Raw genomic sequence first — 13,396 nt, forward strand, 5'->3', positions numbered from 1 at the left:
ATAACAGAGTGCCAATCGCTCGTAGAGTCGAAGCCATGACCACGACAGAACGACTTCCGGTGCAACCGCCCCGCCTCAAGATGGCGGAGCTGGCACCCGAGGCATACAAGGCGATGATCCGTCTCGACGCCGCGACCCGCCACGGCCTCGACCCCGCGCTGCGGCAACTGGTGCTGATCCGCGCGTCGCAGCTCAACCACTGCGCCTTCTGCATCGACATGCACTCGAAGGACGCGCTGGCCGCCGGCGAATCGACCGAGCGCATCATCCAGCTCCCGGCGTGGCAGGAGTCGAAGCACTTCTACACGGCGAAGGAGGTTGCCGCGTTCGAGCTGACCGAAGCGGTCACCGTGCTCACCGACGGCTTCGTGCCCGACGAGGTCTTCGCCCGCGCGGCCGAGCACTTCGAGGAGGCCGAGCTGGCGCGGCTGATCGCGACGATCACGGTGATCAACGCGTGGAACCGGTTCGCCGTCACGACGCGGATGGTGCCTGGCGAATACGTTCCCGGGAAACACTGAGCTGGTGGTCTGGACCACTATGTGAGCAGGATCGCGGACGGCCATACCGTCGGTTTGACCGGGGAATGGAAAAAGGGCGCCCGAGGTTTCGGGCGCCCTTTTCCGTACTTGGTGACTTAACCGATCCAGCGCGATTACCGAGTGTGCTTGAGGTGTCTGGTGGATCCGCCTTCAGTTAAGTAAGCAGCTGCTTAAAACCGAGGTGGGCAAGGGTTTGGTGTCTTACTGACGGCCTGTGACGGCGACTACTGACGGTGAGTTTGACCCGCGAGGGTGAGGTTGATTCCGGATGCCGTAGTTAGCGTGGTCGGCGCGATCCAGGGACCGTTTCCCGGTCGCTTCCGCTCTCGCTGAAATGGAGTTCCGTGATGACCCGGGGTGACGCACCGGTGGTCTGGCTGATTGCCGGAACCCGGCCGGAGGCGATCAAAATGGCGCCGGTCGTGCAGGAGATGCGCCGGTCCGGACGGCTGGAGCCGGTGCTCGTCGCGACTGGGCAGCATCCCGAACTGGTCGACCAGGTGCTCGCGGCGTTCTCGTTGACCCCGGACCTGCGGCTCACTCTGGACCGGGTCGACGGTGGTCAGCCCGAGTTGTTCTCGCAGCTTGTCACCGGTCTCGACGCGCTCGCCGCGCAGCGCCCGCCCGCGGCGGTGCTCGTGCAGGGTGATACGACGTCCACTGTGGCCGGTGCGCTGGTCGCGTTCTGGCGCAAGATCCCCGTGGTGCACCTGGAAGCCGGGCTGCGCTCGTTCGATCTGCAGTCGCCGTTCCCGGAGGAACTGAACCGGCGGCTCGTCACGCAGACCGCGAGCCTGCATCTGGCTCCGACGCCGACGGCCGCGCAGAACCTGCGTGCCGAGAGTGTCGACGACAGCGTTCTGCTGGTCACCGGAAACACTGTGGTGGACGCGATTTCCCGGGTTACTGACCGGGGAGTGTCCTTTGCCGACAGCGCGGTCGCCGAGGTGGTCGAGTCGGCGACGCGCGGCGAGTGCCGGTTGGTTCTGGTCACCGCGCATCGCCGGGAGTCCTGGGGCGAGCCGCTGACTCGCATTCTGTCCGCTGTGGACACTCTGCTCGCGCGCCATCCGGACGTTCGCGTGTTGTTGCCGATGCACCCGAACCCGGCGGTGCAGGAGGCGGTCACTTCGGCGCTCGCCGGGAACCCGCGCGTGGTGTTGACTCCGGCGCTGCCGTATGAGCAGACTGCGGCGGCGATCGCGGCGAGTTCGCTCATCTTGTCCGATTCCGGTGGTATTCAAGAGGAAGCGCCAACCTTCAAGGTGCCGGTGCTGGTGCTACGGGAGACGACGGAACGGATGGAAGCCGTCGATGCTGGCTGTGCGATGCTCGTCGGCACGGACGTTCAGCTCATTGTGGACACAGCTTCGAAGCTGCTGACCGATCCGGTGCAGCGGGCCGCGATGAACGCGCGCACGAATCCGTTCGGTGACGGCCGGGCCGCTGAGCGCACTGAGCAGGCGGTGGCGTGGTTGCTCGGTCTGACCGCTGAAGCGCCGGAGCCGTTCGTTCCTGGATTGGCTGAGGTTGTGCAGTGAAGCAACGATTCCCGGCGTGGCTGCGGCTCGGGATCATTGTCGTCGCGGTGGTCAGTTTGGTCGGCGGGATCGTCGTGGTGGCCTCGGATGACGACTCTGGTTCGGAAGCGGCTTCGCCGATTGAACCGGTTCTGCGGCAACCGAAAATCGGCTTGGCTGGTCCTGGCGGTCGCGATGATCGGCGTACGCTGGTGCTGTTCGACGACGGGCGGCGGTTGCGGCCGAGTCCTCCTGCGACGCAGGTCGCGGAGGAGGCGCAGGCTAACGCTATTCAGACGGCGAACCTGGTTTCCCGTTCCACCGCTTGGCGAATGCTGCCTGCCGCCGACTACCGGAGCGGTGAGCTGAACGAGTATCAGGCGGCCGTCTACGTCGGGACAGTTTACGACGCACAACTGCCGCCCGCGCTGCTGGACGACGTGAGCCGGACCCAGCTGCCGGTGGTGTGGATCGGAAGCAACATCTGGCAGCTCTTCGGCCACGCGCCAACGCTCGCTGGAAAGTGGGGTTGGACGTGGGCTCCGTTCCGGGAGGACAAGGTCACGACGGTGTCCTATCGGGATACGGAACTGCGGCGCGATCCCAACGCCGGGATCGACGTCGTGGGCGTGCGGGTGACCTCTGCGAAGGCGAAGGTGCTGGCGCAGGCGAAGTCCGCTGACGGCGTGACGTCGCCGTGGGCGGTACACAGTGGATCTTTCACGTACCTCGCCGAAGTGCCGTATTCCTACATCGGCGCGGGCGACCGCTATTTGGCGGCCGCGGACATCTTGCTTGGCGTGCTCGCGCCAGACGCTCCGGAACGGCGGCGTGCGCTCGTGCGGATCGAGGACATCGGACCGCGGACACCGCCTGCCGAAGTTCGGGCGATCATCGACTATCTCAGCGGGCGTGGAGTGCCGTTCTCGTTGGCGGTGTATCCGTATTACGCGGATCCGCGCGGGGAAGCGAATGGCGGCAAGCCGACGTTCGCGAGGCTGGTGGACAGTCCGGAACTCGTTGCGGTACTGCGAGATGCCGTCGCACGGGGCGGGACCTTGGTGATGCACGGTTACAGCCATCAGTACGGCGAGACGGACAACCCGTACTCGGGAACCAGCGCTGCGGACTACGAATTCTATCGCGCGACCGTGGACCACCAGGACAATGTGCGGCTCAGCGGCCCGGTTCCGGAAGACTCGCCGGAGTGGTTCCGCGGCCGGATCGCGACCGGGCTCGCCGAGTTCGACCGGGTCGGACTGCCGCGGCCGGAGGCGTTCGAGTTCCCGCATTACGGCGGGTCCGCAGTGGACTATCAGGAGGTGGGCCGGATCTTCCCGATGCGGTACGACCGGGGCAGCTACTACGCCGGGCAGTGCGACGGCGGCCAATGTGGACTGACGGACGTGTCCTATGGCGAAGTCTACGGCCAGTTCTTCCCGTATCCGGTTCGCGACGTCTACGGGACGGTCGTGGTGCCGGAGAACGTCGGCAACGTCGCTCCGGCCAAGTTCAATCAGCACGCCGCGCGCACTGCCGACGACATCCTGGCCGACGCGAAAACCCATCGCGTGGTGACCGACAGCGTCGTCAGTTTCTACTATCACCCGTTTCTCGGCATCGGCGATCTTCGGAAGGTGGTCGAGGGAATCGAGGGACTCGGCTATCGCTTCGTGTCTCCTGCTGCCGTTGCCGCTTGAGTTTTATCTGGAAGGAAAAGAAATGTCTGTCACCCGGGCCGCTCCTGCGGTCGTGTCCGCTGCCGCGATCGGTGTCGCGCCGTTTCACGGGGCGCTGTGGTTCGTTTTGTCCGCGGTCGGATTCGTCGCGATGGGGTTCACGGTCCGCTCGGTTCGGCTGCGTACCAACGGATCCCGGGGCCGGCACGCGGCATGACGCAGCCGTGGTGGTTCGTGCTGCTGCTGTGCTGGTGGCCGGTGCACAACCTGGTGCTGGCGGCCTTTGCCTGGCGGGCGCCTCGGCCTGCTTCGGAACGCTCGCCCCGGCCATTGCTGTTCTGGATTGTCATTCCGGCGCTGAACGAAGAACGCGTCATCGCCAACACGGTGCGGAATGCGTTGCGGCTGGGCACTCCGGAAACTCCGGTGCGAGTGCTGGTCATCGACGACGGATCCGATGACGCTACGCCCGAGATTGTCGCGGGCATTGCCGATGATCGGCTGCATGTTCTGCGGCGCGACTTGCCGCAGGCACGGCGAGGCAAAGGCGAGGCGCTCAACGCGGGTTATCGCTACATCGACGCCATTGCCGACCGGGAGGGCACCGTCTCGCAGACTGTCGTGGGCATCATTGACGGCGATGGGCGCGGCAGTGCTGGATTGCTCACAGAAGTAGCGGCGATGCTGCGGAGCCGTGGTGTCGGCGCGGTGCAGTGCCGGGTGCGAATCCACAATAGACACCGGCTGCTGGCTTTGCTGCAGGACCTGGAGTTCGGCGCGATCGCGGATGCTTCGCAGTCGTTGCGGGATGTGCTCGGCAGTGTCGGGATGGGCGGCAACGGACAGTTCACGCGGCTGTCGGTGTTGCGGAAGTTCGGGCCGTCGCCGTGGAGCGACTGTCTGGTCGAGGATCTTGAACTGGGTCTGCGGCTGCATTTGGCCGGGGTGCGGATCCGGTACACGCAGCGGGCTTGGGTGACTCAGCAAGGACTGGAGGACACGCGTCGGCTGCTGCGTCAGCGGACCCGCTGGGCACAGGGCAACCTCCAGTGCTCGCGACATTTGCGCAGTCTCGCGACCTCTCGATTCATTGCCGGGACTGGGTTGTTCGACTTCCTGGTCTATCTCGTGGTGCCTTGGCTGACTGTTCCGCTTTCGTTGCTCGCGGCAGCGCTGCTGGTGATCGTGCCGGTGGCATTGCTGACCGGGAACTCGTTCGGCGGTTTGGTCGCGGAGACCGGGGACCTGGCGCAGGCAGTCGCGTTGTGGCTGGTTGCGTTGCTGCTGCCCGGGATCATGTGGGCGGTCGTCTACTTTGTCCGGTTGCGCGCCGAACCGCTGCATCGAGCGTTGCTGGCTGGGCTGTGTTATCCGGCGTTCCTGCTGCTCGGTGTGCTGGCGACGTGGCGAGCCGTGTTCCGGATTGTCCTGAAGCGGAATGTGTGGGCGAAAACGGAAAGGCTGGCAGAGTTGCCAGCCTGACCGTCTTCACAGGTTTCGTAGCAACCGCACTGGGTTTTCCATGCAGTCGGCGACGAAGCGCAGGAATCCGCCCGCGGTGCCGCCGTCGCAGACGCGGTGGTCGAACGCCAGCGTCAGCTCGGTGATCTTCCGCGCGGTGACCTGACCGTCCACAATCCACGGCCGGTCGATGATCCGGCCGACGCCCAGGATCGCCACTTCCGGGTAGTTGATGATGGCGGCCGAACCGTCCACTCCGAACACGCCGTAGTTGTTCACGGTGAACGTGCCGCCGGTGAGGTCGGCCGGAGCGAGCCGTCCCGAACGGGCTTGTTCGGTGCGGTCGGCGAGGGCGGCGGACAGGCCTTCCAGGCTGTGCTGGTGCGCGTCCTGGACCACCGGGACGACCAGGCCGCGGTCGGTCTGCGCGGCGAATCCCAGGTGGACGGCGGACGGGATGACGATCTCGTCGCCCTCCAGATGCGCGTTCAGTTCGGGGAACCGGCGAAGGCCCGCGACGGCGAACCGGGCGATGAGCGCGAGCAGGCTGAGCTTCGGCGCGTGCGGATCGCTGTTGAGCGCGGTGCGCAGGCGCAGCAGTTCGGTCGCATCGACGTCCACCCAGACGGTCGCCTCGGGGATCTCGCGGCGGGAGCGGGTGAGTTTATCGGCGACGGTCTTGCGTAGGCCGCGCAAGGGGATTCGTTGCTCGTCCGGGGTTGCTGGGGTTTTCGTGGCGGCGATCGCGCGTTCTACGTCGGCGCGGCTCACGATGCCATCGGTGCCGGTGCCGTTGAGCGCGTGAAGGTCCACTCCGGACTCGCGGGCGAGACGGCGGACCAGCGGGGACACTACGCGGATGCGGTCCGAAGCGGACTTCGGCGCAGTGGCTGGCGCTGACGCTGGTGCCGGTGCTTTGCTGCCGCGCGGTCGCCGCGTCCGCCGGGTGCGGGTTTGGCTGGTGCCGTAGCCGATCAGGACGTTCCCGCTGCCCTCCGGTGTGACGACGCCAGGCTCGGTGAAGTCCGCGGCACTGTCCACTGTGATCAGCGGACTGCCGACGGTCAGCACTTCGCCCGCTGCTCCGTGCAGCGTCGCGACCCGGCCCGCGAACGGCACCGGCACCTCGACACTCGCCTTCGCGGTCTCGACCTCCACGACGGTCTGGTCGACGGTCACGGTGTCGCCGACCGCGACGTGCCACGCGACGATTTCCGCCTCGGTCAGACCTTCGCCGAGGTCGGGCAGTTTGAAGACGGCCATCATTTCTCCCCGTCGAGCGATGCCGCGTCGTCCCACTGGAGGCGTTCGATCGCGTCCAGGATCCGGTCGACGCCCGGCAGGTGGTGCTGTTCCAGATTCGGTGCGGGATAAGGAATGTCGAATCCGGCGACGCGCAAGACCGGCGCTTCCAGGTAATGGAAACAGTGCTCGGACAACTGCGCGGCGACTTCGGCGCCATAGCCGCAGAATCGGCTCGCCTCGTGCACCACGACCGCACGGCCGGTGCGGCGCACGGACGCGGCGACCGTTTCCAGGTCGAATGGCGCGAGGCTGCGCAAGTCGATCACTTCGGCGTTGTAGCCCTCTTCCGCGGCGGCTTCGGCTGCTTCGAGCGTGGTGCCGAGTGCGCCGCCGTAGGAAATGAGGGTGACGTCGTCGCCTTCGCGGCGGATCACCGCATTGTCGAGACCAGGGGAACGGCGTTGCGGGTCAACGGTTCCCTTTTCCCAGTACCGGCGTTTGGGTTCGAGGAAGATGACCGGGTCCGGGCTGTCGATCGCCTCGCGCAGCAGGGTGTAGGCGTCGTCCGGCGTGGCCGGGGTGACGACGCGCAGGCCGGCCGTGTGCGTGTAGTAGACCTCGGACGAGTCGCAGTGGTGCTCGACGCCGCCGATGCCGCCGCCGTAGGGAACCCGGATCACGATGGGCAGTTCAACCCGGCCCTTGGTGCGGTTGCGGAGTTTGGCGAGGTGGCTGGTGATCTGCTCGAACGCGGGGTAGGCGAACGCGTCGAACTGCATCTCGATCACCGGGCGCAGGCCGTTCATCGCCATCCCGATCGCGGTGCCGACGATGCCGGATTCGGCGAGCGGGGAGTCGAAGACGCGGGTGTCACCGAAGCGTGCGGCGAGGCCGTCGGTGACGCGGAAGACGCCGCCGAGGGTGCCGACGTCCTCGCCGAAGACGAGCACACGGTCGTCCTCCGCGAGTGCGTCGGCGAGGGCGCGGTTCAGCGCGCCGGCGAGGGACAGCGTCGTGTCCAGAGTGGCGGTCATGCCTGGTCCTCGGTGTTCTCGTGCGCCAGATCGGCGGCCTGCTGGCGCAACGCGGCGGTCGGTTCGGCGTAGACGTGCCGGAAGAGATCCGCCGGGTCGAGCTCGGTGTCGACGTTCATCCGCTCGCGCAACGCGGCTGCTTCCTCTTCAGCGCGCGCGTCGATCTCTTGCTGCACCTTGTCGTCGAGAAGGCCACGGTCGGTGAGGTACTGCTTGAGGCGGCTGATCGGGTCGCGCGTGTGCCACTGCTCCACTTCGGCCTTGTCGCGGTAGCGCGTCGCGTCGTCGGCGTTGGTGTGCGACTCCATGCGGTAGGTGAGGGCTTCGATGAGCGTCGGCCCTTCACCCGCTGCGGCGCGCGCGACAGCCTGCTCGACGACAGCGTGCACGGCGGCCGCGTCGTTGCCGTCTACGAGTACGGACGGCATGCCATAGCCGACACCCTTGTACGCGAGCGAAGGCGCAGCGGTCTGCTTCTCGAGCGGGACGCTGATGGCGTAGCCGTTGTTCTGTACGAGGAAGACGACCGGTGCCTTCCAGACAGCGGCGAAGTTCAACGCTTCGTGCGTGTCGCCTTCACTGGTGGCACCGTCACCGACGAGAACGAGCGAGACCGTGTCCTCGCCCTTCATGCGCGCAGCGTGCGCGAAGCCGACAGCGTGCAGCGTGTTGGTAGCGAGCGGCGTGCACTGCGGAGCGACGTTGGCGCGATACGGGTCGTAGCCGCAGTGCCAGTCGCCGCGCAGCAGCGTGAGCACCTCGACCGGGTCGACGCCGCGCGCGACGACGGCCATCGAGTCGCGGTAGGTGGGGAAAAGCCAGTCCTGCGGGCGAAGCGCGAGGATCGAGCCGATCTCGGCGGCCTCCTGCCCGCGCGCCGACGGGTACACCGCGAGCCGGCCCTGTTTGGTGAGCGCGGTGGCCTGGGTGTCGAAGCGGCGTCCGGAAACCATGCCGCGGTAGAGGCGGAGGAGGACGTCGTCCGCGGGCATCGCGAGCGCCGGGTCGGGCGTCGGCACGCCGTCGGCGGTCACGAGGCCGAGCGGCTCGTCGCTGGGCAGGAAATAGGACGCGGCAGTGCGTTCCGTGGTGGTCACCGACAGCTCCCATCGACAAAGACGAGTAGCCCTGATACTCGCTGTCTGGCGATCAAGGATCCAGACTTGCTCGGCAAGTGTGGAATGATGGCCGGTTTGTGGATTCTTGATTGGACGATTGGCTTGGGAGGTGGCGCGGATGTCCCAGCCGGGTGGACAAATGGCAGCGGCGCTCGACGAGGTCGATCTGAAACTGATCGCCGAGCTGAAAAAAGACGGCCGCGCCTCGATGCGCGCCCTGGCCGAACGCGCGCACATCTCACGGGCCGGTTGCTACACGCGTGTGGAGAGGCTGCATCGCGAGGGAGTGATCACCGGGTACGCGGCCGTGACCGATCCGCGCCGGATGGGGCAGGGGCTGGCGGCGTACGTGTACCTGAAGGTCACGCAGAACTCGTGGCGCACGGTGAGCGCGGAACTCAAGCACATCCCGGAAATCGAACACGGCGGCCTGGTGTCCGGGGACAACGACCTGATCCTGTTCGTCCGGACCCGCGACGCGGACAGCCTGCGGGACTTGGTGTTCGAACGGCTGCAGTCCATGCCGGACGTGCTCTCGACGCACACCGTGCTGGTCTTCGACGAGCTGTGAGCCTTCGTCAGGCCGCTTTGACCAGGTAGACCGCGAGCTGCAAGACGCCGGTCGCTTCGAACGGCATCGGCGTGCGGCGGTACCCGGCCCGTTCGTAGATGGCGATGTTGCGTTCGCTGGACGCGCCGGTGAAGAGGACGAACTGCTTCGTCTCCGGCGGGGCATTGCGCTCGGCGTGCTCGAGGAGGACCCGTCCGAGGCCGCGTCCCGCCAGATCCGGCGCGACCATCAAGCGGCCGATCTCCCAGCCGTTGTCCTCGACCGTGCGGGCGCGGACCGCGCCGACGAGCCGGTGTCCCTGCCGGACGACCCAGCTGTCCCAGGTCTTGATGGCCTCGCGGACCTCGGTCAGGTCTTCGGTCAGCGCGGGATGGTCCAGGGTGTTGTTGAGCAGGGCTTCCTGGACCCAGCAACACCGCTGGAGCACCATCAGCTCGGCGGCGTCGTCGGAGGTCGCTGGGCGCAGGGTCGCGCCGGGGAGGGTTTCGAGGTCCACCTGTCCTGTTCTAGCACCGAGTTCAGGGCGATGGAGCCGGTTCAGGAACCCAGGACGAACTCCGTGCCGAACGGATCGCGGACGGTCACCATGCGTCCGTACGGGCTGTCCTGCGCTTCGACGACCTCGCCGCCGTGTTCGACGGCCAGCTTGCCAGCCGCGTCGGCGTCGGTGACGAGGAACAAGGTGCCCCACGCCGACGCGGTGGCGGACGGGTCGCCGATGATGCCGCCGATTTCGTGGCCGTCCGGGCGGCGGAGGAAGGTGAAGTCGACACCGGCGAGGTCGTCGTTGCCGTCGAGGGTGAAGGCGAAGACCTCGCAGTAGAAGTCGCGCGCCTGCTTGGGGGCTGGCGTGACGAGGTCGTTGCGCAGCAGGGTGCTGGGTTCGTTGACGAGCCTGGCCCCGGGGAGTTTGCGGCCTTGCCAGATCCCGAACCGCGCCCCGGTCGGGTCTTCCGCGACGGTGACGCGGGCGTGTTCTCCGTCGTCGTGGGGTTGGTCGAGGAGCTTGCCGCCTGCGGCGGTGACGGCCTTCGCGGTGACATCACAGTCGTCGGCGGCGAAGTAAACCGTCCAGGCTGGTGCTGGAGTGGCTGCCTGGCGCAGGCCGGCGACGGGGAGGTCGCGCAGCAGACAGTGGTCGCCGTCGAAGGTCCAGCCGAGGACGGCGCGGTAGAAGCGTTGCGCGTGGTCCAGATCCGGCACGGCGAGGTCGATCCAGGCCGGGGTGCCGAGCGGCTGGTTGCGGTCGACGGTGCTCATCGAGATCCCTTCGTCGGTGATGGCGGCGACGTTATGGCCGATTGCGGACAGCCGCGGTCCTCGGCTGCTCAGCATGTGGGAGGCGGTGGCCGGGTCCGGTTCGGCGCACGCATTCTTGATCGAGCACCCCGGATCGGAATGGCAGGCGAGAATGAGCACGTCCCCGCTCGATAACCCCGCTTGGGCCGCGCTGAGCGGCCCGCACGCGTCGTTCGCGGAGCAGAAGGGGCAGGTGCTGCGGTATCCGGTGGACGTCACTCCGTTCCTCGCCGTCCCGGACCAGCCGGACGAGCGCGTGTGGCACGACATCGCCGACCTCATCGGCCCTGGCGCGTCGACGGTCGTGGTCGGCGCGGTCGGGACGCCGCCGCCCGCGGGCTGGACGGTGGAGGCCGAGATCGCCGGGGTGCAGATGGACGGTTCCGCCGCCCCGGCGGTCGCGGACGCGGAGGCGGTGCGGCTGACCGAGGCGGACGTGCCGGAGATGCTGGATCTGGTTGCCCGGACGAAGCCCGGTCCGTTCCTGCCGCGGACGATCACGTTGGGCGCCTACCTGGGTATTCGCCGTGACGGCGCGTTGGTCGCGATGGCGGGCGAACGGATGCATCCGCCGGGCTGGACGGAGATCAGCGCGGTGTGCACCGACCCGGCGTTCCAGGGCCAGGGGTTGGCGGCCCGGCTGGTGCTGGCGGTGGCCGCGGGGATCCGGGAGCGCGGGGAACGGCCGTTTCTCCACGCCGCCGGGACGAACACCGGCGCGATCCGCTTGTACGAGAAGCTGGGGTTTCGGCTCGCCCGGCAGATGCAGTTCGGTATTTATCAGGCTCCCTCGCAGTAGTCGGCGGTTCCGGCGAGGATTTCGGCTAGGCCTGCCGGACGGAGCAGCGGGTCGATGTGGCCGACGGGCAGGGAGTGCACGTCGAAGGGGTTGCCGGGGGTGAGGGCGTCGGCTTCTTCGATGAAGTGGTCTTGCAGTGCGAGGGGCAGGCTGACGTCCGCGGTCAGGCGGACGTAGCTGTGCGGGATTCCGCCCCAGGTCGCTGGGTCTACGACTTCGGTGCCGACGTCTCGGGATTCGTCGGGGTCGGGGGTCGCGACGATTTCTGCACCGGTGTCGGGTGCTCTGAAGGCTGGGGTGGCTCGGTAGTCGGCGGGAGTTCCGGTGACACAGCACCAGGCGGAGACGTAGACGGTTCGTGCCAGCAGGTCCGGGACAGCGTTGGCGACGCTCGTGACGGTGAAGCCGCCGCGGCTGTGACCTAGGAGGATCACCGGCCCGTGTTCGCATACACGGCGGACGGTTTCGGTGACGTGAGCGACGTTGTCGGCGTGCGTGATGCCAGCGATCGGCGACGGTTCTTCGGCGAGGCTGCGGTGGCCGCGCAGGGCTAGCTCGCGTTGGAGCGCGGTGAAGCAGCGCCCGGCGGCGTGGGTGCCGGGGACGAGGACGAACGTTGGCTGCATGCGAGGGAATCCTTCGATCTAGGGGGTCGGCCGTGACTGTCCATTGTGGATCTAGGGGGAGTTAGGGGTCGTTGCGCGCGGTGGGCGCGGTTAGCGTGGGTCGGCGAAGAAGGATCCGTGGCCGGGTCGTCCCGGCGCAGACGTCGGAAAGGCGGTGGGACGACATGACGGGTAGCGCGAATTCCGACGAGGACAGCTGGTTTCGCCGCTTCCACACGTCGCCCGAGGCGAGGGCAAGGCTGGTGTGCCTGCCGCACGCCGGAGGTTCGGCTCCGTTCTACTTCCCGGTTTCGCGGGCGCTGACGCCGGACATCGAGGTGCTGGCGGTGCAGTACCCGGGCCGCCAGGACCGGCGGCACGAGCCGTTCCTGACCACCATCGACGCGCTGGCCGACCGGATCGCCGAGCTGCTGCGCGGCCGCGACGACCTGCCGCTCGCGCTGTTCGGCCACAGCATGGGCGCGATGATCGCCTTCGAAGTGACCCGCAGGCTGGAGGCCGCTCGCACCGCGGTGGACACGCTCTTCGTGTCCGGCCGCCGGGCACCGTCGCGGCACCGCGACGAGAACGTGCACACCCGCACCGACGACGGCGTGATCGACGAACTGCGCCGGTTGAGCGGCACCGAAATGGACCTGCTCGGCGACGACGACGTCGTGCGGATGATCCTTCCCGTGGTGCGCAACGACTATCGCGCCGTGGAGACCTACCGGTACCAGCCGGGCTCGCCGCTGGCGGCCCCGGTGGTCGCGTTCACCGGCACCGACGACCCGGTCGCCTCGGTCGACGAGGTCCGGTCGTGGGGCGACCACACTTCGGCGGGCTTCGAGCTGGTCCCGCTCGCCGGCGGGCATTTCTTCCTGACCCGCCACCAGGACGTGATTCTCCGGTACCTGACCGATCGGCTTGTCGACAAGGGGCGTGCACATGTCTGAGGCACTGGCGGTCGGATTCGACAGCAGGCTCGAGGAACTGCGGGAGATCAAGGAGGCCGCGCGACGCGGTCCCGACGACGCCGCGACCGCCCGCCAGCACGACCGCGGCAAGCTGACCGCGCACGAGCGCATCGAACTCCTGCTTGACCCGGGTTCGTTCACCGAGATCGAGTCCCTGCGCCGCCACCGCGCGACGGCCTTCGGTCTTGAACACCGGAAGCCGTATTCGGACGGCGTGGTGTGCGGCTGGGGGACGGTGTACGGGCGCACGGTTTTCGTGTATGCCCACGACTTCCGCATTTTCGGCGGCGCGCTTGGCGAGGCGCACGCACAGAAGATCCACAAAGTGATGGACCTTGCCGCGGCGGCCGGTGCTCCGCTGGTGTCGCTCAATGACGGTGCGGGCGCGCGGATTCAGGAGGGCGTGACGGCGCTCGCCGGGTACGGCGGGATCTTCCAGCGCAACACCCGGTCCTCGGGGGTCATTCCGCAGATTTCGGTGATGCTCGGCCCGTGTGCTGGCGGTGCCGCGTATTCGCCCGCGTTGACGGATTTCGTGTTCATGGT

15 protein-coding genes are annotated in these 13,396 nt (G+C 67.5%); 9 read left to right on the forward strand and 6 right to left on the reverse strand.

Going from position 1 to position 13,396, the window contains the following annotated elements; all coding sequences use genetic code 11:
* Positions 1-35: 35 nt before the first annotated feature.
* From ACWDNU_RS32830 to ACWDNU_RS32850, 5 genes are all read left to right on the forward strand, one after another.
* Positions 36-521 carry a carboxymuconolactone decarboxylase family protein gene (locus ACWDNU_RS32830; protein ID WP_449671731.1) on the forward strand — a complete coding sequence of 162 codons (486 nt, stop codon included), beginning with the start codon at positions 36-38 and terminating at the stop codon, positions 519-521.
* A 368-nt stretch (positions 522-889) separates the two neighbouring features.
* Positions 890-2,083, forward strand: a complete 1,194-nt coding sequence (gene wecB, locus ACWDNU_RS32835) for a non-hydrolyzing UDP-N-acetylglucosamine 2-epimerase (RefSeq protein ID WP_449671732.1) — start codon at positions 890-892, stop codon at positions 2,081-2,083.
* Positions 2,080-3,762, forward strand: a complete 1,683-nt coding sequence (locus tag ACWDNU_RS32840) for a DUF2334 domain-containing protein (RefSeq protein ID WP_449671733.1) — start codon at positions 2,080-2,082, stop codon at positions 3,760-3,762. Before wecB ends, ACWDNU_RS32840 begins: the two co-directional genes overlap by 4 nt.
* Positions 3,763-3,784: 22 nt before the next feature.
* A complete protein-coding gene (locus ACWDNU_RS32845) occupies positions 3,785-3,958 on the forward strand; it encodes a hypothetical protein (RefSeq protein WP_449671734.1) in 174 nt (57 codons plus the stop codon).
* Entirely contained in the window at positions 3,955-5,223 is a 1,269-nt protein-coding gene (locus tag ACWDNU_RS32850; protein ID WP_449671735.1) for a glycosyltransferase family 2 protein, read from the forward strand. Before ACWDNU_RS32845 ends, ACWDNU_RS32850 begins: the two co-directional genes overlap by 4 nt.
* A gap of 6 nt (positions 5,224-5,229) precedes the next feature.
* On the opposite strand, the gene ACWDNU_RS32855 is transcribed toward ACWDNU_RS32850, so the two are convergent.
* The 3 genes from ACWDNU_RS32855 to pdhA are packed head-to-tail and all read right to left on the reverse strand — an operon-like array spanning position 5,230 to position 8,578.
* Positions 5,230-6,465: a dihydrolipoamide acetyltransferase family protein gene (locus ACWDNU_RS32855; RefSeq protein ID WP_449671736.1), complete on the reverse strand. Its 1,236-nt coding sequence runs from the start codon at positions 6,463-6,465 to the stop codon at positions 5,230-5,232.
* Positions 6,465-7,481 (reverse strand): alpha-ketoacid dehydrogenase subunit beta, encoded by a 1,017-nt coding sequence (locus tag ACWDNU_RS32860; RefSeq protein WP_449671737.1) that lies wholly within the window; start codon positions 7,479-7,481, stop codon positions 6,465-6,467. The genes ACWDNU_RS32855 and ACWDNU_RS32860 overlap by 1 nt, the downstream gene beginning before the upstream one ends.
* Entirely contained in the window at positions 7,478-8,578 is a 1,101-nt protein-coding gene (gene pdhA, locus ACWDNU_RS32865) for a pyruvate dehydrogenase (acetyl-transferring) E1 component subunit alpha (protein ID WP_449671738.1), read from the reverse strand. The genes ACWDNU_RS32860 and pdhA overlap by 4 nt, the downstream gene beginning before the upstream one ends.
* A 160-nt stretch (positions 8,579-8,738) precedes the next feature.
* On the opposite strand from pdhA, the gene ACWDNU_RS32870 reads away from it, so the two are divergent.
* Positions 8,739-9,170 (forward strand): Lrp/AsnC family transcriptional regulator, encoded by a 432-nt coding sequence (locus ACWDNU_RS32870; protein WP_037363909.1) that lies wholly within the window; start codon positions 8,739-8,741, stop codon positions 9,168-9,170.
* A gap of 7 nt (positions 9,171-9,177) precedes the next feature.
* Here the strand turns inward: ACWDNU_RS32870 and ACWDNU_RS32875 are convergent, their stop codons facing one another.
* Positions 9,178-9,666, reverse strand: a complete 489-nt coding sequence (locus ACWDNU_RS32875) for a GNAT family N-acetyltransferase (protein WP_370934837.1) — start codon at positions 9,664-9,666, stop codon at positions 9,178-9,180.
* Between the two features lie 41 nt (positions 9,667-9,707).
* Complete coding sequence (locus ACWDNU_RS32880) at positions 9,708-10,430, reverse strand: VOC family protein (protein ID WP_449671739.1); 723 nt, start codon at positions 10,428-10,430, stop codon at positions 9,708-9,710.
* Between the two features lie 151 nt (positions 10,431-10,581).
* Here ACWDNU_RS32880 and ACWDNU_RS32885 point away from each other — a divergent pair, with 151 nt between their 5' ends.
* Positions 10,582-11,268: a GNAT family N-acetyltransferase gene (locus ACWDNU_RS32885; RefSeq protein ID WP_449671740.1), complete on the forward strand. Its 687-nt coding sequence runs from the start codon at positions 10,582-10,584 to the stop codon at positions 11,266-11,268.
* Here the strand turns inward: ACWDNU_RS32885 and ACWDNU_RS32890 are convergent.
* Positions 11,250-11,894, reverse strand: coding sequence for an alpha/beta hydrolase (locus ACWDNU_RS32890; RefSeq protein WP_449671741.1), 645 nt, complete (start codon positions 11,892-11,894; stop codon positions 11,250-11,252). The genes ACWDNU_RS32885 and ACWDNU_RS32890 overlap by 19 nt on opposite strands.
* Positions 11,895-12,058: 164 nt before the next feature.
* On the opposite strand from ACWDNU_RS32890, the gene ACWDNU_RS32895 reads away from it, so the two are divergent.
* Positions 12,059-12,829 carry a thioesterase II family protein gene (locus tag ACWDNU_RS32895; RefSeq protein WP_449671742.1) on the forward strand — a complete coding sequence of 257 codons (771 nt, stop codon included), beginning with the start codon at positions 12,059-12,061 and terminating at the stop codon, positions 12,827-12,829.
* Positions 12,822-13,396: carboxyl transferase domain-containing protein (locus tag ACWDNU_RS32900; RefSeq protein ID WP_449671743.1), on the forward strand; the 575-nt coding region annotated here is incomplete at its 3' end. The genes ACWDNU_RS32895 and ACWDNU_RS32900, both read left to right, overlap by 8 nt.

It is taken from the genome of Amycolatopsis sp. NPDC003676 (assembly GCF_053587275.1).

Bases quoted from the DNA above. Each gene is read 5' to 3' on its own strand.
- ACWDNU_RS32830 (WP_449671731.1), top strand. From the start codon at position 36: ATGACCACGACAGAACGACTTCCGGTGCAACCGCCCCGCCTCAAGATG.
- wecB (WP_449671732.1), top strand. From the start codon at position 890: ATGACCCGGGGTGACGCACCGGTGGTCTGGCTGATTGCCGGAACCCGG.
- ACWDNU_RS32845 (WP_449671734.1), top strand. From the start codon at position 3,785: ATGTCTGTCACCCGGGCCGCTCCTGCGGTCGTGTCCGCTGCCGCGATC.
- ACWDNU_RS32850 (WP_449671735.1), top strand. From the start codon at position 3,955: ATGACGCAGCCGTGGTGGTTCGTGCTGCTGCTGTGCTGGTGGCCGGTG.
- ACWDNU_RS32855 (WP_449671736.1), bottom strand. From the start codon at position 6,465: ATGGCCGTCTTCAAACTGCCCGACCTCGGCGAAGGTCTGACCGAGGCG.
- ACWDNU_RS32860 (WP_449671737.1), bottom strand. From the start codon at position 7,481: ATGACCGCCACTCTGGACACGACGCTGTCCCTCGCCGGCGCGCTGAAC.
- ACWDNU_RS32870 (WP_037363909.1), top strand. From the start codon at position 8,739: ATGGCAGCGGCGCTCGACGAGGTCGATCTGAAACTGATCGCCGAGCTG.
- ACWDNU_RS32880 (WP_449671739.1), bottom strand. From the start codon at position 10,430: ATGAGCACCGTCGACCGCAACCAGCCGCTCGGCACCCCGGCCTGGATC.
- ACWDNU_RS32885 (WP_449671740.1), top strand. From the start codon at position 10,582: ATGAGCACGTCCCCGCTCGATAACCCCGCTTGGGCCGCGCTGAGCGGC.
- ACWDNU_RS32890 (WP_449671741.1), bottom strand. From the start codon at position 11,894: ATGCAGCCAACGTTCGTCCTCGTCCCCGGCACCCACGCCGCCGGGCGC.
- ACWDNU_RS32895 (WP_449671742.1), top strand. From the start codon at position 12,059: ATGACGGGTAGCGCGAATTCCGACGAGGACAGCTGGTTTCGCCGCTTC.